The following is a 21,394-nucleotide window of genomic DNA, read 5'->3' on the forward strand; positions in this document are numbered from 1 at the left end:
CAGTAACCCGCCGCGCCCGGCAATCGGGTCACTCGGCGCGGTGGCGTCCCCAGCCCTTGTGGGTCTTCTTCGCCGGCTTCGGTGTGCTCGCTGCGGCCCCGTCGTCTGCGGGCGGCGCGGTGACGGTCGGTGTGTCGGCCTGCTGCCGGTCGTCGTCGGACCGGGCCGCGTTCCGTGCCGGCGTCGTGTCTGAGTCCTCTTCGGCGACAGTGCGTTTCGAGAACAGGGTGCGACGTTCGGGCGTGGCTTGCTCGGTCTCCTGGGTCGACGCCGCGAGTACCTTCTGCTCGGGTTCGGGCGCGACGGCCGGCGCGGGGGCGGGCGAGTCCAGATACGGCCGGTCGTAGGCCTTTTCGATGATGTCGGTGAGCGGACCGTTCAGCTTCGCGGCCAGCTCGTCGAACCCCAGGGCGCGCAGGGGTTTGAGCAGCGGGAGCTCCGTCGTCGGGACGAACACGTAGGTGGTGTTGCCCTCGGTCCACACCACGTTGTTCGGATCGTCGAGGTCCACGCCGCGGTAGTCCAGATGCATCGGCGAGAGCATGCCGGCCGCGACGTTGGCCAGCGCCAACAGGTTCAGCGGCCGGTCGGGGAAGTCGGCCATCGGATCGTATTGGCGGACCACGTCGATCACGTGATAGTCGGTCGGCTCGATCGGCGGCATGAGACCGCCGTAGGCCCGCCGCGGGTTGCCGATCAGGACGAAGGACACCTCGTCGGGCGAGGGTGCGCCGGCGACCCCGGAGTGCTGGGCCATCCACTCCTCGGCCACGCCGGCGCCGTTGCTGAAGCCCAGCACGACGGTGGGTCCGCTGCCGATGGCCTGCGCTCCGGTCGTGATGTGCGACAGGCGCCTGTCCAGGGCACGCACCCCGTTGCCCGTCGCGAACGGCACGTAGTCCAGCCGGGAACATTCGCCGGTGGCGCAGAGAGATCCCTGCAGTGCGGTGTCCAGGGACCACACCGGCCAGAGCGGGCTGATCGTCACCACGGAGCTCGCTGGGGGCGGGTCCGCCGCGGCGGCGGACGACGGGGGTGCGGTGCCCAACGACAGCACCGCGCTCGCCGCGACCACCGGCGGGACGAGGTACCGCGCAGACAACCGCGGCAGGCCGAGCGACGGCCGGGCTATAGGTTCGGGCTCACGCAGGGAGTGTTCGAGGTCGTCGAGAACCGCGACGAGCAGTCCGTCCCGGTCGCCGAAGTGGCCGTACAGGTCGTCGGCGCTCACGCCTGCCGCCTCGGCGACGTCGGCCATGCTGGCGGTCGGCCCGAGATCGGCGAACGTCTGACGCGCTGACGTCACCAGGACATCGCGATCGGACCGGCCCTCAGACGCGCAGCGACGCTTTGCTGTGAAGTTCACGTCAATTTCCCCCCGGTCGCGTGCCGCCCCAACCCGCAGCAAACGTACCCGGGAATGGTCCGAATCACACCTCAAACCGCGAGGAACTCGATCAACAATCGGCTCAGCTCCTCCGGCCGCTCCTCGGTCAGCCAATGCCCGGCATCCTCGAGCAGCACCTCCTGGTATGGCCCGCTGACCAGTTCGCTGGCGCGGTGCCGCGGGGTGTAGGCCAGAGTTGCGTCGGCGGTGCCGCCGATGAACAGTGCCGGCACGCTGATCGTGGCCGCCGCAGGGTCTGCGGTGAGCTCCCAGTTGCGGTCGAAACAGCGGTACCAGTTCAGCGGCGCCGTGAACCCGCCTCGCGTGAACGCCGCGACGTAGACGTCGAAGTCCTCGGGGGAGATCCAGTCCGGCAGAGCGCCCGGATCGCCGATGCGGTCGAGGAACCCGGCCGGGTCCGGGGCGAGCATCCGCAGAGCCGCAGCCTCGTCTCCGGCGGGCGGTGTGGCGAACAGTGTGCGCAGCGTGGTCGCGGGATCGCGGTCGAGCTCGTCGTCGGCGGGACCCGGCTCCTGGAAGTAGAGAATGTAGAAGAAGTGGTCGCCGAACAGTTTCCGGAACGCCTGCGTGGTCGGCACCCGGGGGCGCGGCACCGGGGGCAGGCTCACGCCGGCCACCGCGCTGAACCGGTCCGGCGCGAGCAGCGGCGCCGCCCAGGCCACTACTGCGCCGAAGTCGTGGCCCACCACTGCGGCCTGTTCGGCACCGACCGCATCGAGCAGGCCCACCACATCGCCGACCAACGCGTCGACGGCGTAGGCCTCGACGGCGGCAGGCTTGTCCGAGTCGCCGTACCCGCGCTGATCGGGCGCCAGGACGTGGAAGCCGGCGTCGGCCAGCGCTCGCACCTGATGCCGCCAGGAGTGGGCCAGCTCGGGAAACCCGTGCAGGAGCACGACGGCGGGCGCGCCCGGTTCCCCGGCCTCGGTCACCTGCAGCGTCACCCCGTTGGTCCGGACTCTTCGCGTGCGCACGGCGTCCAGTGTGAGTCTGGATCGCGAGTTCGGCGGCGATTCCGATCTGCGCGCACACCAGCCCGGGAACTCCAGAGGCCGCCGAACGTTGGTCTAGCGGTAGCCTTGAGGTTTCCAGCTGCGCGTATTGGAAGGATTTTGGCCGGGGTTCTCTCGCCCAGGCCGCACACATCGATGAACCGGACCGATGCATGAACCGTAAAAATGTGATCCGCACGCTCACGGTGATCGCCGTGGTCCTGTTGCTGGGGTGGTCCTTCTTCTACTTCAGCGACGACACCCGCGGCTACAAGCCCGTCGACACGTCGGTGGCGATGTCGCAGATCACCAGCGGCAACGTGACCAGCGCGCAGATCGACGACCGCGAGCAGCAGCTGCGGCTGGAACTCAAAGACGGCAACGGCGACACCGAGAACAGCGACAAGATCATCACCAAGTACCCGACCGGGTACGGCGTGACGCTGTTCGAGGCGCTGCAGGGCAAGAACGTCAAGACCAACACCGTGGTCAACCAGTCCAGCGTGCTGGGCTCGCTGCTGATCTACATGCTGCCGCTGCTGTTGCTGGTCGGCCTGTTCGTGCTGTTCTCCCGGATGCAGACGGGCGGCCGGATGGGGTTCGGCTTCGGCAAGTCGCGCGCCAAGCAGCTGTCCAAGGACATGCCCAAGACCACGTTCGCCGACGTCGCCGGCGTCGACGAGGCGGTCGAGGAGCTCTACGAGATCAAGGACTTCCTGCAGAACCCGAGCCGCTATCAGGCGCTCGGCGCCAAGATCCCCAAGGGCGTGCTGCTCTACGGCCCACCCGGCACCGGCAAGACGCTGCTCGCCCGCGCCGTGGCCGGCGAGGCCGGGGTGCCGTTCTTCACGATCTCCGGCTCTGACTTCGTCGAGATGTTCGTCGGCGTCGGCGCCTCTCGCGTGCGTGATCTGTTCGAGCAGGCCAAGCAGAACAGCCCGTGCATCATCTTCGTCGACGAGATCGACGCGGTCGGCCGCCAGCGCGGCGCCGGCCTGGGCGGCGGGCACGATGAGCGCGAGCAGACGCTGAACCAGCTGTTGGTCGAGATGGACGGCTTCGGCGATCGCCAGGGCGTCATCCTGATCGCCGCGACCAACCGGCCCGACATCCTCGATCCCGCGCTGCTGCGGCCCGGCCGCTTCGACCGCCAGATCCCGGTCTCCAGCCCCGATCTGGCCGGCCGCCGCGCCGTGCTGAAGGTGCACTCGCAGGGCAAGCCGATCGCCCCCGACGCCGACCTCGAGGGGCTGGCCAAGCGGACCGTCGGCATGTCCGGCGCCGACCTGGCCAACGTCATCAACGAGGCCGCGCTGCTGACCGCCCGCGAGAACGGCACCGTCATCACCGGTCCGGCGCTGGAAGAGGCCGTCGACCGGGTGGTCGGCGGGCCGCGCCGCAAGAGCCGCCTGATCAGCGAGCACGAGAAGAAGATCACCGCGTACCACGAGGGCGGCCACACGCTCGCGGCATGGGCGATGCCCGACATCGAACCCATCTACAAGGTGACGATCCTGGCCCGCGGCCGCACGGGCGGCCACGCGATGGCCGTGCCCGAGGACGACAAGGGTCTGATGACCCGCTCGGAGATGATCGCGCGTCTGGTGTTCGCGATGGGCGGCCGCGCGGCCGAGGAGCTCGTGTTCCGTGAGCCCACCACCGGCGCGTCCTCGGACATCGACCAGGCGACCAAGATCGCCCGCGCGATGGTCACCGAATACGGCATGAGCTCCAAGCTGGGCGCGGTGCGTTACGGCAGCGAGCACGGCGACCCGTTCCTCGGGCGCACCATGGGCAACCAGGCCGACTACAGCCACGAGGTCGCCCAGATCATCGACGACGAGATCCGCAAGCTGATCGAGGCCGCCCACACCGAGGCGTGGGAGATCCTCACCGAGTACCGCGACGTGCTCGACGTGCTGGCCGGCGAGCTCCTGGAGAAGGAGACGCTGCACCGCAAGGAGCTGGAGCAGATCTTCGGCGACGTGAAGAAGCGCCCGCGGTTGACGATGTTCGACGACTTCGGTGGCCGCGTCCCCTCGGACAAGCCGCCGATCAAGACGCCGGGCGAGCTGGCCATCGAGCGCGGTGAGCCGTGGCCCAAGCCGGTGCCGGAGCCCGCGTTCAAGACCGCGATCGCCCAGGCGTCCAAGGCTGCCGCCGAGGCGGCCCACCGTAACGGTGGAAACGGCACCAACGGCGCGAACGGTGCGCATGGCGGCCAGACCCAGCCCGACTACGGCGCCCCGGCAGGCTGGCATGCCCCCGGTTGGCCGCCTCCGCCGCAGCAGCAGGGTGCGCCCCAGCAGCAACCGCAGCCGGGTTACTGGTACCCGCCGTCGGGTTATCAGGGCCCACCGCCAGGGCCCCAGCCGCCGTACTATCCGCCGTATCAGCAGCAGTACCCGCAGCCCGCGCCGCCGGACCACGATCGTGGTCCGGACCAGGAGAACGGCCGCGGGGACAACGGACGCGGCACCGCGCCGGGCAACGGATAACGGAGGAGACCTCGATGACGCGGTCGCAGGACGATACGGCGACGCTCACCACCCCGGAATTCGATCAGGCCCGCGCGGAGGCCGCTGTGCGCGAGCTGCTGCTCGCGGTCGGCGAGAATCCTGAGCGGCCCGGCCTGCTCGATACCCCGGCGCGCGTGGCTCGCGCGTACCGGGAGATGTTCGCGGGTCTCTACACCGACCCGGACGAGGTGCTCAACACGACGTTCGACGAGCAGCACGACGAGCTCGTGCTGGTCAGGGACATCCCGATCTACTCCACGTGTGAGCACCACCTGGTGTCCTTCCACGGTGTCGCGCACGTGGGATACATCCCGGGCAAGGACGGTCGCGTGACGGGCCTGTCGAAGCTGGCCCGCGTCGTCGATCTCTACGCCAAGCGGCCTCAGGTGCAGGAGCGGCTGACCTGCCAGGTAGCCGACGCGTTGATGCGCAAGCTGGATCCGCGCGGGGCGATCGTGGTGATCGAAGCCGAGCATCTGTGCATGGCGATGCGCGGTATCCGTAAGCCCGGGGCCCGCACCACGACGTCGGCGGTGCGCGGGGTGTTCAAGACCAACACGGCATCCCGCGCCGAAGCTCTGGACCTGATCCTGCGGAAGTGACAGCCGCCGACCTCCCGCCCTCCCCACCGGCGAGCGTGGCCGTGATGGGGGTCGTCAACGTCACCGATGACTCGTTCTCCGACGGTGGGTTGTTCCTCGATCGGGACCGTGCCGTCGCGCACGGGATCGAGCTGGTCGCCCAGGGCGCGGCGATCGTCGACGTCGGTGGGGAATCCACCCGTCCCGGTGCCACCCGCGTCGACCCGGCGGTGGAGACGGCGCGGATCCTTCCGGTGGTCGCCGAGCTGGCTGGCCGCGGCATCACCGTCAGCGTCGACACGATGCACGCCGGCGTCGCCGCCGCGGCGTTGGAGAACGGGGCCCGCATCGTCAACGACGTCTCGGGCGGTAGGGCCGATCCGGACATGGTGCGGGTGGTCGCCGAGGCGGGGGTGCCGTGGGTGTTGATGCACTGGCGCTCGGTGGACAGCGAGCGGCCACACGAGGCGCCGGTCTACCGCGACGTGGTGGCCGAGGTACGCGACGAGCTGATGGCCGGCGTGGACGCCGCCGTGGCGGCCGGGGTGGCTCCCGACCGGTTGATCCTCGATCCCGGGCTCGGTTTCGCGAAAACGGCCGAGCACAACTGGGCACTGCTGGCGGCGCTGCCGGAGTTCGTCGCCACCGGTATCCCCATCCTGGTCGGAGCGTCGCGTAAACGGTTCCTCGGGACACTGCTTGCTGACGCGCACGGATCTCCGCGGCCGCCGGGCGGCCGGGAGACCGCGACCGCGGCGATCTCGGCGCTGGCCGGCTGGCACGGGGCGTGGGGGGTGCGGGTGCACGACGTGCGCGCGTCGTGCGACGCGCTCGCGGTGGCGTCGGCTTGGAAGTCGGCGGGGCAGTCGGCGGGGCAATCGGCGGGGCAGGGAGCGGAGCGGCATGGCTGATCGAATCGAGTTGCGCGGCTTGCGGGTTCGCGGCAACCACGGGGTCTTCGAGCATGAGCGCCGGGACGGGCAGGACTTCGTCGTGGACATCACGGTGTGGATCGACCTGGCCGACGCCGCGGCCAGCGACGACCTCGCCGACACCCTCGACTACGGCGCACTCGCGCAGGGGGCCGCCAACATCGTCGCGGGCCCACCACGGCAGCTGATCGAGACCGTGGCCGGTGAGATCGCCGAGGACGTCATGGGCGACGAGCGTGTACACGCGGTCGAGGTGGTCGTGCACAAGCCGGCGGCGCCGATCCCGCTGGATTTCGCCGACGTCGCGGTGGTCGCACGCCGCTCACGCCGTGGTGGTCGCGCGGCAGAGCCGCCCACCCGTCGCGCGGCGGAGCCGCCCACCCGTCGCGCGGCGGAGCCGCCCACCCGTCGCGCGGCGGAGCCGCGATGACGTCGGTGGTGCTGTCCATCGGGTCCAACCTCGGGGACCGGCTGGCGCATCTGCAGTCGGTGCTCGACGGGCTCGGCGATGCGGTCACCGCGGTGTCGCCGGTCTACGAAACGGCCGCGTGGGGCGGCGTCGAGCAGGGTGCCTTCCTCAATGCCGTCGTGCTGGCCGACGCCGCGCACGGGCCGCACGAGTGGCTGCACCGCGCCCACGAGTTGGAGGCCGCAGCCCAGCGTGTACGCGAACAGCATTGGGGGCCAAGGACACTCGACGTCGATCTGGTGGAGGTGCGCGACGGCGGCCGGGAGGTGGCCGTCGACGACGACGTGCTGACACTGCCGCACCGCTACGCGCACGCCCGCGCGTTCGTCCTCGTCCCCTGGCTCGCCGTCGCCCCGTCGGCCACGCTGACGGTGCAGGGCCGGCCGACCCCCGTGGCGGGGCTGCTGGCCTCCCTCGACCCGGCCGAGCGTGCCGGCGTGCACCGCACCGACCACAGCTTGACGCCGCGGGTCGCGCGCTGATGGGGCTGACTCGCGCCCGCGACCTCGTCGCCGGGGCCGTCGCGGCCGCGGTGCTGGGATATCTGCTGGTGCGGGCCACCTACCGGTATTTCCCGCCGATCACGGTGTGGACGGGCATGTCGCTGCTCGGCGTCGCGGTCGCCCTCGCGGGCTGGGGCTTCTACGTGCGGGCGCGCGTGCGCGACGGCGAGATCGGGGTGGGTCGCGGGCGGCTGCATCCGCTGGCGGTGGCCCGCTCTGTGGTGATCGCCAAGGCGGCGGCGTGGATGGGCGCGGTCGTGCTGGGCTGGTGGGTGGCCGTGGCGGCGTACGTGCTGCCGCGCCGCGACGCCCTGCGGGTGGCCGCCGCCGACAGTCCCGGAGCCGTCGTCGCGGCGCTCTGTGCGCTCGCGCTGGTCGCGGCGGCGCTGTGGCTGCAGCATTGCTGCCGGTCCCCCGAGGACACCCCGCCCGACGCCGATCCGGCGACCGGCTGAGGGGCCGCGCGGCTTCGTGACCGAATCGCCGCAAGGGTCGACACGCGTGACGACCTGTGGCGGGTACAGTCGCCCCATGACCGATCCGACCCGCGGCGCCAGGATGCGTCGGGGCGGTCGGCGGCCCGGCTGGATCTTGATGTCGGCGTTGCTGGTGCTGGCCATTGCGGCCAGTTCTGCCCTGGTTTTCACCGATCGCGTCGAGTTGCTCAAGCTTGCTGTGATCCTCGCGCTGTGGGCGGCGGTGGTCGCGGCATTCGTGTCGGTGATCTATCGCAGACAGAGTGACAGCGACCAGGCCAAGGTGCGGGATCTGAAGCTGGTGTACGACCTGCAACTGGAGCGTGAGATCTCGGCGCGCCGCGAGTACGAACTGACCGTCGAGAGCCATCTGCGCCGCGAATTGGCGAGTGAACTGAAGGCCCAGTCGGCCGACGAGGTGGCTGCGCTACGTGCCGAGTTGGCTGCGCTGCGGGCGAATCTGGAGTACCTGTTCGACGCCGACCTGTCGGAGCGCCCGGCGCTGGAGCGCGATCGGGCCGCGGCGCCGTCGTTGCCCTCGGCCGGACGGGTCAGCAGCAGCCGCATCGACACCGAGGACGCCGACGCGCGCCGCGCCGCCATGGCGGTCGACAGTGACGAGCACTCCCCGGACACCGAGGAGAGCCCGATCATCGACGTGCCCGCCGAGCCCCACCCGGACGACAGCTGGCCTCAGGTGCGCGAGCCGGCCGAGCCGGCAGGTGGTGCGCACCGGCGCGCCGGGGCGCCGACCGGGCCGTGGAGTCCGACACCCACGCCTGCGACCCCTCACACTCCGCCGCAGGTGCCGTGGTTGCCACCGCAGACGGCACCACAGAGCCCGCCGCCACCGCCTCGCCCGGCGGACACTCGCAGCTCGGCGGGTTCCTGGCAGCCGGCACCTGCCGAAGGCCGTTTCATCCCTGCGGGCCAACCCGGTTCGCACTGGTCCTCGCCACCGCCGTCGCCACGGCCGGCCCCTCCGCCGCCACGCCCGGAGCCCGAGCCGACCCCGGAGCCGGAGCGTGACGCCGAGTCCGAATACGTGGGGCGTCGACGCGCTCCGGAGACGACCGAGGCGCCCGGGCCGCCTCGGGGCAAGCACTCGTCGGCATCGGAGCCGGAGCCGGAGCCGCCCGCCGAGGAGACCCCCGCCGCGCCCGACGACGAGGACGGCGGCGCGCACACCGGTGGTCAGTCGGTGGCCGAACTGCTGGCGCGGTTGCAGGCGAGCCCGTCGGGTGGTGGCGGGCGCCGCCGCCGCGAGGACTGATTTTCTCGCTGGGTTAGGCTGTGCGCGACCGGTACCCGCTCGCGGGACCGGACCGACAGAGAATCAGCGAGGGCGATGGTGGCGATGGTCCAGCCCCCGATCGGTGGGGCTCCTCACGACGGACTCCGCCCCGCTCGGCTGACCGTCGGCGTCGTCTCGGCGGGCAAAGTGGGGGCCGCGCTGGGTGCGGCGCTGGAACGGGCCGAGCACGTGGTCGCCGGGTGCAGCGCGGTGTCGCGCGCGTCCCGGGCACGGGCGGCCCGCTGGCTGCCGGACACCCCGGTACTGGCGGTCGACGAGGTCGCCGCGCGCGCCGAGTTGCTCCTGTTGGCCGTTCCCGATGCTGCGCTGGCCGAGCTCGTCGCCGGGCTCGCGGCCACCGGCGCGGTGCGGCCCAACACGATCGTCGCGCACACGTCCGGGGCCAACGGCATCGGCATCCTGGCGCCACTGGCCGAGCGCGGCTGCATCACGTTGGCGATCCATCCGGCGATGACGTTCGCCGGCACCGACGAGGACGTGGATCGGTTGCGCGGCACGTGTTTCGGGATCACCGCCGCCGACGAGATCGGTTATGCGATCGCCCAGTCGCTGGTTCTCGAAGTGGGAGGCGAGCCGTTCCGGGTGCGTGAAGACGCCCGCACGCTCTATCACGCGGCGCTCGCGCACGGCAGCAACCACGTCGTCACCGTCGTGCTCGATGCACTGGAGGCGTTGCGGGCTGCGCTGTCCGGTCAGGAGCTGCTCGGCCAGGACATCGTGGCCGACGCCCCGGGAGGGCTGGCCGAACGGATCATGGGTCCGTTGGTGCGGGCGTCGGTGGACAACGCATTGCGGGCGGGTCAGCGTGCGCTGACGGGGCCGGTGGCCCGCGGGGACGCCGCCGCGGTGGCTGGCCACCTGCACGCTTTCGAAGAGGTCAATCCTGCTCTGGCGCAGGCATATCGAACGAATTCCCACCGGACGGCGCAGCGAGCGGACGCACCCCGCGCCGTCTTCGAGGTACTGGCGGAGGCCGAGTGACGATGAACACGGGGAAACTGAAATTCGCGGCGGGCGAACTCAACGTCTACACGCGCCCGCAGGAGGTGTCCGACGTGACCCGCGCGCTGCGGACCACCGGGCGCCGCGTCATGCTCGTCCCCACGATGGGGGCGCTGCACGAGGGTCATCTGACGCTGATCCGCACCGCCAAGCGCGTGCCGGGCGCGGTGGTCGTGGTCTCGATCTTCGTCAATCCCTTGCAGTTCGGCGTCGGCGAGGACCTCGACGCCTATCCCCGCACGCTGGCCGACGACCTCGACGCGCTGCGCGCCGAAGGGGTGGAGATCGCCTACACCCCGACGGCTGCCGACATGTACCCGCAGGGCCAGCGCACCACCGTGGTGCCGGGGCCGCTGGGCGCTGAGCTCGAAGGTGCCGCGCGGACAACACATTTCGCCGGTGTGCTGACCGTCGTCGCCAAGTTGTTCAACATCGTTCGGCCTGACCGGGCGTACTTCGGCGAGAAGGACTATCAGCAATTGACGCTGATCCGGCAGATGGTCACCGACCTCGATCTGGGCGTGCAGATCCAGGGGGTGCCGATCGTGCGGGAAGCTGACGGTCTGGCCATGTCGTCGCGCAACCGCTATCTCGATGCCGTTCAGCGGGAGCAGGCCGGCGCGCTCTCGGCCGCGCTGCTGGCCGGTATGTACGCCGCGGCCACCGGGGTGCCCGCCGCGCTGGATGCGGCCCGGGCCGTGCTCGACGAGGTGCCCGCGCTGGAGGTCGACTACCTCGAGGTGCGCGACCCGATGCTGGGCCCCGCACCCGTCGAGGGTCCGGCGCGAATGCTGGTGGCAGCCAGGCTGGGAACCACCCGGTTGCTCGACAACATCGCGATCGACGTCGGCGCCAGCGCCGGCATCGACGGTCATCCGCGCACCCCGAGTGGTGAGAGCCACGAACTGCCTTGGAGAAACTGAGTGCTGCTCGTCATCGACGTTCGTAACACCCACACCGTCGTCGGGTTGATCTCGGGGGTCGGCGATCACGCGAAGGTGGTGTCGCACTGGCGTATTCGCACCGAATCCGAGGTGACCGCCGATGAACTCGCGCTCACCATCGACGGTCTGATCGGCGACGACGCCGAGCGGCTCACCGGCGCAGCGGGCCTGTCCACGGTGCCGTCGGTGCTGCACGAGGTCCGCGTGATGCTGGAGCAGTACTGGCCCGCGGTGCCTCATGTGCTGATCGAGCCCGGGGTGCGCACCGGTATCCCGCTGCTGGTCGACAATCCCAAAGAGGTGGGCGCCGACCGGATCGTCAATTGCCTTGCGGCGTATCAGAAGTTCGGTACCGCCGCGATCGTGGTCGATTTCGGGTCGTCGATCTGCGTGGATGTGGTGTCGGCCAAGGGCGAGTTCCTGGGCGGCGCGATCGCCCCCGGTGTGCAGGTGTCCTCTGACGCGGCGGCCGCCCGCTCGGCGGCGTTGCGTCGGGTGGAGCTGACCCGGCCGCGGTCGGTGATCGGCAAGAACACCGTCGAATGCATGCAGGCGGGCGCGGTGTTCGGGTTTGCCGGTCTGGTCGACGGTCTGGTCAGCCGGGTGCGCTCGGACGTCGACGGCTTCGGCGGCGACGACGTCGCGGTGGTCGCGACCGGACACGGCGCGCCGCTGGTGCTCGCCGATCTCACGACCGTGCAGCACTACGACCGTCATCTGACGCTGGACGGGCTGCGCCTGGTGTTCGAGCGCAACCGCGACGGCCAGCGCAGCAAGCCCAAGGGCGCCCGCTAGCCGCTGTGAGCGACTTCGGACCTGCTGGGCTGGTCATTTAAGCTGGCACGTCGTGACCGACGAATCCGGCAGCGCCGACTCCGACCGTGACATTTCCAGTGACATTTCGGAGGACATCCCCGAGCAGTTCCGGATCCGTCAGGCCAAGCGTCAGAAGCTGCTCGACGAGGGCCGGGAGCCCTATCCCGTCGAGGTCCCCCGCACACACAGCCTCGCCGAGGTGCGCGCCGCCTTCCCCGAGCTGGCCGCCGACGAGACGACGGGCCAGTTCGTCGGGGTGTCGGGCCGGGTCATCTTCGCCCGTAACTCCGGCAAGCTGTGCTTCGCGACGCTGCAGGACGGCGACGGCACCCAGCTGCAGGCGATGATCAGCCTGAACCAGGTCGGGCAGGAATCCCTGGACGCGTGGAAGGCCGACGTCGACCTCGGCGACATCGTGTTCGTCCACGGTGAGGTGATCAGTTCGCGGCGCGGAGAGTTGTCTGTGCTGGCGGACTCGTGGCAAATCGCCTCCAAGTCACTGCGCCCGTTGCCGGTGGCCCACAAGGAGATGAGCGAGGAATCGCGGGTCAGGCAGCGGTACGTCGACCTGATCGTGCGCCCGGAGGCCCGCACCGTCGCCCGGCAGCGCGTCGCGGTCGTGCGCGCCGTGCGCTCGGCGCTGGAGCGGCGCGGCTTCCTGGAAGTGGAGACGCCGATTCTGCAGACTCTGGCCGGTGGCGCCGCCGCGCGGCCGTTCGTCACACACTCCAACGCCCTCGATTCCGATCTGTATCTGCGGATTGCGCCGGAGCTTTTTCTCAAACGGTGTGTGGTGGGCGGATTGGACAAGGTTTTCGAGTTGAATCGGGTGTTCCGAAACGAAGGCGCCGATTCCACGCATTCTCCCGAGTTCGCGATGCTCGAGACATATCAGGCGTACGGCACTTACGACGATTCTGCGACCGTCACGCGCGAACTCATTCAAGAAGTCGCCGACGAGGCGATAGGTACGCGGCAGGTGACATTGCCGGACGGCAGCATCTATGACCTAGACGGTGAATGGGACTCGATTGCGATGTATCCCTCATTGTCGGAGGGCCTCGGTGAAGAGATCACGCCCGCGACGAGTGCGCAACAATTGTGGCAGATCGCCGACCGGCTCGGTGTGGAAATTCCGCGCGACCGCGGTTACGGACACGGGAAATTGGTCGAGGAACTGTGGGAGCACGTGGTCGGTAACACGTTGTGGGCGCCCACTTTCGTCCGCGATTTCCCGGTGGAGACCACGCCGTTGACCCGCGCGCACCGCAGCATCGAGGGCGTCACCGAGAAATGGGATCTCTACGTGCGGCATATCGAGTTGGCCACCGGATACTCCGAATTGATCGACCCGGTCATCCAGCGCGAGCGATTCGAGGCCCAAGCCCGGGCGGCCGCCGCAGGCGATGACGAGGCCATGCTGCTCGACGAGGATTTTCTCGCCGCGTTGGAGTACGGAATGCCCCCGACGACGGGGACGGGAATGGGCGTGGATCGCTTGTTGATGGCGCTGACCGGGTTGTCCATTCGCGACACAGTTTTGTTCCCCATTGTTCGGCGTCACACATAGCATCTGTGCGTTGTTGAATGAAAAGCGCATTTATGGCACATTGATGCCGGGGTTCGGGGTCAGACGAGTAGCGGGGCAGAGAAGGGCATTGGGCCATGGCGAAAAAGGTCACCGTCACTCTTGTCGATGATTTCGACGGTGAAGGCGCCGCTGACGAGACCGTCGAATTCGGTCTCGACGGAGTGACTTACGAGATCGATTTGTCGGCCAAGAACGCCGCCAAACTCCGCAATGATCTGAACAAGTGGGCCGAGGCGGGCCGTCGGGTCGGTGGCCGTCGCCGCGGCCGAGCGGCCGCCACCGGCCGGGGCCGCGCCGCCATCGACCGCGAGCAGAGTGCCGCGATCAGGGAATGGGCGCGCCGCAACGGCCACAACGTGTCCACCCGGGGTCGCATCCCGGCCGACGTCATCGACGCGTTCCACGAGGCCACCTAGCATCCTTCTGCCCGGCAATGGCGCAGGCCGTTGCCGGGCCCATCCCGGCCGGTTCGTTCGCTGTCGGCGTAGCCGCCGACCCTGCTCGCTCGAAACGATTCCGCCCGCCGCGGCGTTGCACTGGACAGCGTCAGGCCGTCACCCGCCGTTAAGCCCATGGAGAACAGACCCCGGAACCGACCGGGAACGGGCCGACAGGCGGGGCACCTGAAGCCGCCGCCCATTACAGTGGACGGCAGGTGCGGGCACGTCTTTTGCGTGCGGCACCCATCTATGCGATGGAGAGCAGGTAACCACGGATGTTCGAAAGATTCACCGACCGTGCACGTCGGGTTGTCGTCCTGGCTCAGGAAGAAGCCCGGATGCTCAACCACAACTACATCGGCACCGAGCACATCCTGCTGGGACTCATTCACGAGGGTGAGGGAGTGGCCGCCAAGTCACTCGAATCGCTGGGCATCTCCCTGGAGGGTGTGCGCAGCCAGGTCGAGGAGATCATCGGTCAGGGCCAGCAGGCGCCGTCCGGGCACATCCCCTTCACCCCGCGTGCCAAGAAGGTGCTGGAGCTGAGCCTGCGCGAGGCGCTGCAGCTCGGCCACAACTACATCGGCACCGAGCACATCCTGCTGGGGCTGATCCGCGAGGGTGAGGGTGTGGCCGCCCAGGTGCTGGTCAAGCTCGGTGCGGAACTGACCCGGGTGCGCCAGCAGGTCATCCAGCTGCTGAGCGGCTACCAGGGCAAGGAGACCGCCGAGGCGGGCACCGGCGGGCGCACCGGCGAGGCCGGCAACCCGTCGACGTCGCTCGTGCTCGACCAGTTCGGTCGCAACCTGACCGCCGCCGCGATGGAGGGCAAGCTCGATCCCGTCATCGGCCGCGAGAAGGAAATCGAGCGGGTCATGCAGGTGCTGAGCCGCCGCACCAAGAACAACCCGGTCCTCATCGGTGAGCCCGGCGTCGGCAAGACCGCCGTCGTCGAGGGGCTGGCCCAGGCGATCGTGCACGGAGACGTGCCCGAGACGCTGAAGGACAAGCAGCTCTACACGCTGGACCTCGGTTCGCTGGTCGCGGGCAGCCGCTACCGCGGTGATTTCGAGGAGCGCCTGAAGAAGGTGCTCAAGGAGATCAACACCCGCGGCGACATCATCCTGTTCATCGACGAGCTGCACACGCTCGTCGGAGCCGGTGCCGCCGAGGGCGCGATCGACGCGGCCAGCATCCTGAAGCCGAAGCTGGCCCGCGGTGAGCTGCAGACCATCGGCGCGACCACGCTCGACGAGTACCGCAAGTACATCGAGAAGGACGCCGCGCTGGAACGCCGCTTCCAGCCGGTGCAGGTCGGGGAGCCGACGGTGGCGCACACCATCGAGATCCTCAAGGGTCTGCGCGACCGCTACGAGGCGCACCACCGCGTCTCGATCACCGACGGCGCGATCGCGGCGGCCGCCACGCTGGCCGACCGCTACATCAACGACCGCTTCCTGCCGGACAAGGCGATCGATCTGATCGACGAGGCGGGCGCCCGGATGCGTATCCGCCGGATGACCGCGCCGCCGGACCTGCGCGAGTTCGACGAGAAGATCGCCGATGCGCGCCGGGAGAAGGAGTCCGCGATCGACGCGCAGGACTTCGAGAAGGCCGCGAACCTGCGCGACAAGGAGAAGCAGCTGGTCGCGCAGCGCGCCGAGCGTGAAAAGCAGTGGCGCTCAGGCGATCTCGACGTGGTTGCCGAGGTCGACGATGAGCAGATCGCCGAGGTGCTGGGCAACTGGACCGGTATCCCGGTGTTCAAGCTCACCGAGGAGGAGACCACCCGTCTGCTCCGCATGGAGGACGAGCTGCACAAGCGGATCATCGGCCAGGAGGACGCCGTCAAGGCGGTCTCGAAGGCGATCCGCCGCACGCGCGCCGGTCTGAAGGACCCCAAGCGTCCGTCGGGCTCGTTCATCTTCGCCGGTCCGTCCGGCGTCGGGAAGACCGAGCTGTCCAAGGCGCTGGCCAACTTCCTGTTCGGCGAGGACGACGCGCTCATCCAGATCGACATGGGCGAGTTCCACGACCGCTTCACCGCGTCGCGGCTCTTCGGTGCCCCTCCGGGGTACGTCGGGTACGAGGAGGGCGGCCAGCTCACCGAGAAGGTGCGCCGCAAGCCGTTCTCCGTGGTGCTGTTCGACGAGATCGAGAAGGCCCACCAGGAGATCTACAACAGCCTCCTGCAGGTCCTCGAGGACGGCCGTCTCACCGACGGTCAGGGTCGCACGGTCGACTTCAAGAACACCGTGCTGATCTTCACGTCGAACCTCGGAACGTCCGACATCTCCAAGGCGGTGGGCCTCGGCTTCACCCAGGGCGGTGGCGAGAACAACTACGAGCGGATGAAGCAGAAGGTCAACGACGAGCTGAAGAAACACTTCCGCCCGGAGTTCCTGAACCGTATCGACGACATCATCGTGTTCCACCAGCTGACACAGGACGAGATCATCAAGATGGTCGACCTGATGATCGGCCGGGTCGGCAACCAGTTGCGGGCCAAGGACATGACGATGGAGCTGACCGATCGGGCCAAGGCCCTGCTGGCCAAGCGTGGCTTCGATCCGGTGCTGGGTGCACGGCCGCTGCGGCGCACCATCCAGCGCGAGATCGAGGACCAGCTGTCGGAGAAGATCCTCTTCGAAGAGGTCGGACCCGGTCAGCACGTGACCGTCGACGTCGAGAACTGGGACGGCGAGGGTCCGGGCGAGGATGCGGTGTTCACCTTCCACGGTGGGCCGAAGCGCTCCGAGCCTGCTGAGGCTGATCTGGCGCAGGCCGGCGCAGCCGAGTAGAAGCAACCGACGAACGGGCGGTCACCTTCGGGTGGCCGCCCGTTCTGGTGTCCGGACCCCGCGAGTGTGCGGTTTCATCCGCAAATCGCCGCCCGAGGCGTATGGCGATGCACACTCGCGGCACGGTCGGCGCCCATGGCCACGCTGCGCCCTCTATGATCCGAATGCAATCGACGGTTGTCGGAATCTGGTGAGACTCCAGAACGGTCGCGCCACTGTGACAGTCAGACCCGATGCCGTCGGCACCCACCAACTGGGACGCGACATCCCGGAAAGGACCCCTCATGACCACTGGTGAATCCCGCAGAGGACGCGCGACAGCCATCGACTTCTCGGCCACCAAGGCCGCGCTGTGGCTGTCGTTGACCGCATTCCTCGCGCTCGTCGTGCTGTACTTCGTCGGCCTCGACCAAGGCGCGACGTCGGTGTTCGGTGCCAACACCGACATCCACGAGTTCGTGCACGACGCCCGCCATCTCCTCGGATTCCCCTGCCACTGATGGAACGCCAGATCATCGGGCGCGGCCTGTTGGCCGGCGCCTCTGCCGGTGTGCTCGGATTCCTGTTCGCGCGTCTGTTCGTCGAACCCCAGATCCAGAAGGCGATCGCCTACGAGGACGGGGTCGGTGAAGCCCAAGAGGCCATGAGCCATGGCGGGCACAGTCACGGTGAGGCCGGCGGCGGGTTCAGCCGCGCCATCCAGATGAACGTCGGGATGGGCCTGGGCGTGCTGCTGTTCGCGGTCGCGATCGGCGCGCTGTTCGCCGTGGTGTTCGCGGTGGCCTACGGCCGGGTGGGCGACATCTCGGCACGGATGCTGTCGCTGGCGATCGCCGGCGGCATGCTCCTGTGCCTCTACGTGGTGCCGTTCTTGAAGTATCCGGCCAGCCCGCCTGCGCTGAGCCTTGACGAGACGATCACCCAGCGCACGTTGCTCTACCTGCTGATGGTGGCCGCCTCGGCTGCTCTGCTGGTCGCTGCGGTGCTCTTGGGTCGGCGGCTCGAGGCCAGGCTGGGAGTCTGGAACGCCACGCTGGCCGCTGCCGGTGCGTACGTGGCGGCGATCGCGGTGGTGATGCTGTTGCTGCCCACCATCGACGAGACCCCCGGTCCGCTCGTCGGCGACGACGGGACGATCCTCTACGGGGGCTTCCCGGCCGACGTGCTCTACGACTTCCGGCTGTACTCGCTGGGTACGCAGGTGGTCGTGTACGCGACGCTGGGGCTGGTGTTCGGGGCGTTGACGACGCGGTTGCTCGAGCGGAAGCAGGTCGTCACCGCATCGTGAGTGAGGTCGTCCGGCTGACCCTCGTGTCGCACGGCATGACCGATGCGATGGCAGCCGGACGATTCCCCACCGACGAACCGCTGAACGCGCTCGGGCGTCGGCAGGTGGCTGATGCCCCGACGGGGGTCATGACCGCCGAGCGGGCCTACTGCGGTCCGGAGGCACGCGCCATCCAGACCGCCGATCTGCTCGGTGTGCAGGCACAGATCGAACCGAAGCTCGCTGATCTCGATCACGGGCGGTGGCGCGGCGACGTGCTGAGCCGGGTGCAGCCCGCCGAACTCGCGATCTGGCTGACCGACCCCACGCAGGCGCCTCACGGTGGCGAGAGCGTCGTCGCGCTGATCGCCCGGGTCAGGGCGTGGCTGGACACGCTGACCTCCGAGCGGGTCCGGGTCGTCGCGGCTACCCACCCGGCCGTCATCCGTGCGGCCGTCCTCGTGGTTCTCGACGCCCCACCGAAGTCGTTCTGGCGCATCGACATCGCGCCGGCAAGCCACACGGTGCTGCACTTTCGCGGGCACGCGTGGACGCTGCGGTCGTGATCGACGTCCCGATCAGGGCGCGACCAGGCCGAACATCTGCCGCGCTATCGACAGCAGCCAGGACGCCGCGGTCGGGCTGCGGTACTGCGACCAGTTGGTCTGCATGCTGACCACCCAGCCCTGACCGGTGCGGTCGGTGGCGAACCAGCTGAACGTCAGGTCGCCGGGCAGATTGCCCGCTTTGGCCGCGATGTAGGGCCACTCGGTGCGGTCCAGGTCGATGCCCGGCACCGCCGACAGGATGTCGTGCACCGGCGCGGCGTCGCCGGTCGCGTTGCGTTGCAGCGCCGCGTGCAGCCGGCAGATGTCGGCGGCGCTGGCGTACCACTCGGCACCGATGTCCGACGCCGGCATGTGGGTGCGCTGCGGATCCGGTTCGTACGGGCGCGAATTGGTCTGCTGGAGTAGCTGGGCGCGCCCGGCGTGGTTGGCCTGTTTCCACTGCTCACGCAGGTTCGGCTCGCCCCAGCCCACCGAGAACATCTCGTGCATGGTCGGGAACGGCGTCATGCTGGCCGGGTCGTGGTGGCCGGCGGCGACCAGTGCGCGCTCGATCGCTCCCGGGCCGAGCCGACCGATCAGCAGGTCGGTCGCCATGTTGTCACTGGCCGAGATCATCTGCTGGGCCGCATCGCGCACCGACACCGTCGAGCCTGGGGGCAGCTTGTCGAAGCCCGAGGAGCCGACGGCTTTCGCCTCCTTGGTGATCATCAGCGGATCGGTCCACGACACGGTGTGCGCCTTGACCGCATCGGAGAGCGCGTAAAGCACATAGAGCTTGAAGATCGACGCCAACGGCAACGACATCTCGGTGTTGGTGCCCGCGACCTTCTCGCAGCGGCCATCGACGACCTTGGCTACCTGATACGAGTACTTCGCGCCCGTCTTGGTGATTTCGGCGTCGGCGTCGCGGAAGGACGTGATTTTCGGCGGCACGAGGTCGACCGAGAAGCGATCCACCATGCCGGCGTCGTCGGTGCGCAGTTCGATGGTCTGCGAGACGCCGTACGACGTGAGGACGTGCAGCGTCGCGTTGCCGGCACCGACGTCTACCTCGGTGACGGTGAACGGGCGGTCCCACCACATCCGGTCCATGGTCACGCCGACGGCCTCGACGACCTGCGGGGCGGCCAGCGTGCGGATGCCGTTCTCCCCGATGGGCCAGTCGCTGTTGAGCATGTCCATGGTCTGCTTGGCGCGCAGACCCTGCGGGGTGTTGATCTGGATCGGAACGCCGTAGGCGGCGTCGGCTGGAGCGGGCCGGGTGGCGGCGCAGCCGTTCACCAGCGCGACGACCGCGACGAGCGCGGTCGCGCAGGTGAGCGCGCGACGTCTCCCGGCGCCCCTACGCCTGCGTGCGGGTTCCTGCAACGTCGAGCACAACCTCGAACTCCAGCAGTGATGCGCCCTTGGACACGGGGTTGGCGCGTTCCCCGGCGTGCGCCTCGATGGCGGGGCCGCTGGCCCAGGCCTGGAACGCTTCTTCGGACTCCCACTGGGTGACGACGAAGTAGCGATCCTCGCCCTTGACGGGCCGCAACAGCTGGAACCCGAGGAAGCCTGCCTGGTTGTCGACGGCGTGGGCGCGGTGGGCGAAGCGCTTCTCCAGCTCCGGTCCGGCGCCGGGCGGGACCTCGATCGCGTTGATCTTCACCACCGGTGTGGCGTTCGCGTTCTGCTCGGACATGGCGTTCAGGCTACCGCGCCGCCGATGCCATGATGACGCCATGGAGCTGCTCACGGCCCACGGCGGTGCGGGGCGCCCACTGGTCCTCGTGCACGGGCTGATGGGCCGGGGTTCCACGTGGTCGCGGCAGCTGCCCTGGCTCGCCGGTCACGGTCGGGTGTTCACCTACGACGCGCCGTGGCACCGAGGGCGGGACGTGCCCGACGCCCACCCGATCTCGACCGAGCGCTTCGTCGACGACCTCGCTGATGCGGTGTCCGGGCTCGGCGAACCGGCGGTGCTGATCGGGCATTCGATGGGTGGTCTGCATGCGTGGTGTCTGGCTGCACAGCGTCCTGAGCTCGTCGACGCGCTGGTGGTGGAGGACATGGCGCCGGACTTCCGGGGCCGCACGACCGGGGCCTGGGAGCCGTGGCTGTACGCACTGCCGGTCGAGTTCGAGTCGGAGGCGCAGGTCGTCGACGCGTTCGGGCCGGTGGCCGGGCGGTACTTCCTGGAGGCGTTCGACCGCACCTCGACCGGCTGGCGGTTGCACGGGCAGCCGGCCCGCTGGGTCGAGATCGCGGCCGAATGGGGGAGGCGGGACTACTGGGCGCAGTGGCGCTCCGTCGACGTGCCGACGCTGGTGATCGAGGCCGGCGACTCGGTGACCCCGCCCGGACAGATGGCGCAGATGGCGCGCATCGGACGGCAGACGACGTACGTGACTGTGCCCGGGGCCGGTCATCTCGTCCACGACGACGCCCCGGTGAAATATCGGGACGCCGTCGAGACGTTTCTATCGACGTTCGCCGGTGGCGGATGACCTGGGCCACGAGGGTTGGCTTTCGAAGCGGGTGCGGATCGCATCCACGTCGTGGGCGACTCGGCCCAGGTCGCGGTCGTCTTCGAACAGTCGACCCGTGAATGGGGCGGCGATGCGGAACTGGTCGCGGTGCAGGCGCAGCACGCCGGTGCGGTGAGCCGCCCAGGTCAGCGCCGCGGCCAGGGCGAACGGGGCGGACAGGATCAGGAAGGTCAGTGCGATGCTCATGGCAGTAATGCTCCGCCTATGCAAGATCGTGCCACCAGTGGCAGAAGCGACA

At 69.2% G+C, this 21,394-nt stretch carries 21 protein-coding genes and 1 pseudogene; 17 read left to right on the forward strand and 5 right to left on the reverse strand.

All coding sequences use genetic code 11. From position 1 onward, the window contains the following. Nucleotides 1-28: 28 nt before the first annotated feature. A complete protein-coding gene (locus DMB80_RS27935) occupies nucleotides 29-1,366 on the reverse strand; it encodes a PE-PPE domain-containing protein (protein ID WP_162938352.1) in 1,338 nt (445 codons plus the stop codon). A gap of 71 nt (nucleotides 1,367-1,437) precedes the next feature. Continuing rightward, on the reverse strand, nucleotides 1,438-2,391 hold the full coding sequence (locus DMB80_RS00340) for an alpha/beta fold hydrolase (RefSeq protein ID WP_240430957.1): 954 nt from the start codon (nucleotides 2,389-2,391) through the stop codon (nucleotides 1,438-1,440). A gap of 182 nt (nucleotides 2,392-2,573) precedes the next feature. Here DMB80_RS00340 and ftsH point away from each other — a divergent pair, with 182 nt between their 5' ends. From ftsH to DMB80_RS00420, 16 genes and pseudogenes are all read left to right on the forward strand, one after another. After that, on the forward strand, nucleotides 2,574-4,898 hold the full coding sequence (ftsH, locus tag DMB80_RS00345; protein ID WP_111508059.1) for an ATP-dependent zinc metalloprotease FtsH: 2,325 nt from the start codon (nucleotides 2,574-2,576) through the stop codon (nucleotides 4,896-4,898). A gap of 14 nt (nucleotides 4,899-4,912) precedes the next feature. Further along, nucleotides 4,913-5,521 (forward strand): GTP cyclohydrolase I FolE, encoded by a 609-nt coding sequence (gene folE / locus DMB80_RS00350; protein ID WP_111508060.1) that lies wholly within the window; start codon nucleotides 4,913-4,915, stop codon nucleotides 5,519-5,521. Nucleotides 5,522-5,565: 44 nt separating this feature from the next. Next, nucleotides 5,566-6,411 (forward strand): dihydropteroate synthase, encoded by an 846-nt coding sequence (gene folP / locus DMB80_RS00355; protein ID WP_111508312.1) that lies wholly within the window; start codon nucleotides 5,566-5,568, stop codon nucleotides 6,409-6,411. Next, nucleotides 6,404-6,772: pseudogene (folB, locus tag DMB80_RS00360) on the forward strand (dihydroneopterin aldolase); the annotation flags it as partial. The gene folP and the pseudogene folB, both read left to right, overlap by 8 nt. A gap of 86 nt (nucleotides 6,773-6,858) precedes the next feature. Then, nucleotides 6,859-7,383, forward strand: a complete 525-nt coding sequence (gene folK, locus DMB80_RS00365) for a 2-amino-4-hydroxy-6-hydroxymethyldihydropteridine diphosphokinase (protein WP_111508062.1) — start codon at nucleotides 6,859-6,861, stop codon at nucleotides 7,381-7,383. Then, nucleotides 7,383-7,859, forward strand: a complete 477-nt coding sequence (locus DMB80_RS00370) for a DUF3180 domain-containing protein (RefSeq protein ID WP_111508063.1) — start codon at nucleotides 7,383-7,385, stop codon at nucleotides 7,857-7,859. The genes folK and DMB80_RS00370 overlap by 1 nt, the downstream gene beginning before the upstream one ends. A 76-nt stretch (nucleotides 7,860-7,935) precedes the next feature. Continuing rightward, nucleotides 7,936-9,153 carry a DUF6779 domain-containing protein gene (locus DMB80_RS00375; RefSeq protein WP_111508064.1) on the forward strand — a complete coding sequence of 406 codons (1,218 nt, stop codon included), beginning with the start codon at nucleotides 7,936-7,938 and terminating at the stop codon, nucleotides 9,151-9,153. A gap of 84 nt (nucleotides 9,154-9,237) precedes the next feature. Then, on the forward strand, nucleotides 9,238-10,176 hold the full coding sequence (locus DMB80_RS00380; protein ID WP_111508313.1) for a Rossmann-like and DUF2520 domain-containing protein: 939 nt from the start codon (nucleotides 9,238-9,240) through the stop codon (nucleotides 10,174-10,176). 2 nt (nucleotides 10,177-10,178) lie between these two features. Then, entirely contained in the window at nucleotides 10,179-11,120 is a 942-nt protein-coding gene (panC, locus tag DMB80_RS00385) for a pantoate--beta-alanine ligase (RefSeq protein ID WP_111508065.1), read from the forward strand. After that, nucleotides 11,121-11,936, forward strand: coding sequence for a type III pantothenate kinase (locus tag DMB80_RS00390; protein WP_046362845.1), 816 nt, complete (start codon nucleotides 11,121-11,123; stop codon nucleotides 11,934-11,936). Nucleotides 11,937-12,027: 91 nt separating this feature from the next. Next, nucleotides 12,028-13,527 (forward strand): lysine--tRNA ligase, encoded by a 1,500-nt coding sequence (lysS, locus tag DMB80_RS00395; protein WP_162938375.1) that lies wholly within the window; start codon nucleotides 12,028-12,030, stop codon nucleotides 13,525-13,527. 95 nt (nucleotides 13,528-13,622) lie between these two features. After that, nucleotides 13,623-13,964 (forward strand): histone-like nucleoid-structuring protein Lsr2, encoded by a 342-nt coding sequence (lsr2, locus tag DMB80_RS00400; RefSeq protein ID WP_111508067.1) that lies wholly within the window; start codon nucleotides 13,623-13,625, stop codon nucleotides 13,962-13,964. 299 nt (nucleotides 13,965-14,263) lie between these two features. Then, nucleotides 14,264-16,789: an ATP-dependent protease ATP-binding subunit ClpC gene (gene clpC1, locus DMB80_RS00405; RefSeq protein WP_046362847.1), complete on the forward strand. Its 2,526-nt coding sequence runs from the start codon at nucleotides 14,264-14,266 to the stop codon at nucleotides 16,787-16,789. 284 nt (nucleotides 16,790-17,073) lie between these two features. Further along, entirely contained in the window at nucleotides 17,074-17,289 is a 216-nt protein-coding gene (locus DMB80_RS00410) for a CbtB domain-containing protein (RefSeq protein WP_111508068.1), read from the forward strand. Next, nucleotides 17,289-18,077, forward strand: coding sequence for a CbtA family protein (locus DMB80_RS00415; protein ID WP_111508069.1), 789 nt, complete (start codon nucleotides 17,289-17,291; stop codon nucleotides 18,075-18,077). Before DMB80_RS00410 ends, DMB80_RS00415 begins: the two co-directional genes overlap by 1 nt. After that, nucleotides 18,074-18,622, forward strand: coding sequence for a histidine phosphatase family protein (locus DMB80_RS00420; RefSeq protein WP_111508070.1), 549 nt, complete (start codon nucleotides 18,074-18,076; stop codon nucleotides 18,620-18,622). The genes DMB80_RS00415 and DMB80_RS00420 overlap by 4 nt, the downstream gene beginning before the upstream one ends. Nucleotides 18,623-18,634: 12 nt before the next feature. Here the strand turns inward: DMB80_RS00420 and DMB80_RS00425 are convergent, their stop codons facing one another. Both DMB80_RS00425 and mhuD read right to left on the reverse strand, forming a co-directional pair. After that, nucleotides 18,635-19,993 carry a serine hydrolase gene (locus tag DMB80_RS00425; protein WP_111508071.1) on the reverse strand — a complete coding sequence of 453 codons (1,359 nt, stop codon included), beginning with the start codon at nucleotides 19,991-19,993 and terminating at the stop codon, nucleotides 18,635-18,637. Continuing rightward, nucleotides 19,968-20,309 (reverse strand): mycobilin-forming heme oxygenase MhuD, encoded by a 342-nt coding sequence (gene mhuD / locus DMB80_RS00430; protein WP_111508072.1) that lies wholly within the window; start codon nucleotides 20,307-20,309, stop codon nucleotides 19,968-19,970. Before mhuD ends, DMB80_RS00425 begins: the two co-directional genes overlap by 26 nt. Before the next feature lie 40 nt (nucleotides 20,310-20,349). On the opposite strand from mhuD, the gene DMB80_RS00435 reads away from it, so the two are divergent. Further along, complete coding sequence (locus tag DMB80_RS00435; RefSeq protein WP_111508073.1) at nucleotides 20,350-21,114, forward strand: alpha/beta fold hydrolase; 765 nt, start codon at nucleotides 20,350-20,352, stop codon at nucleotides 21,112-21,114. Here DMB80_RS00435 and DMB80_RS00440 read toward each other — a convergent pair. Further along, nucleotides 21,088-21,342 carry a hypothetical protein gene (locus tag DMB80_RS00440; RefSeq protein WP_046362854.1) on the reverse strand — a complete coding sequence of 85 codons (255 nt, stop codon included), beginning with the start codon at nucleotides 21,340-21,342 and terminating at the stop codon, nucleotides 21,088-21,090. The two genes, DMB80_RS00435 and DMB80_RS00440, sit on opposite strands and share 27 nt — an antisense overlap. Between the last annotated feature and the right edge of the window lie 52 nt (nucleotides 21,343-21,394).

The sequence above is a fragment of the Mycobacterium kyogaense genome, assembly GCF_003254575.1.
GTDB lineage: Bacteria > Actinomycetota > Actinomycetes > Mycobacteriales > Mycobacteriaceae > Mycobacterium > Mycobacterium kyogaense.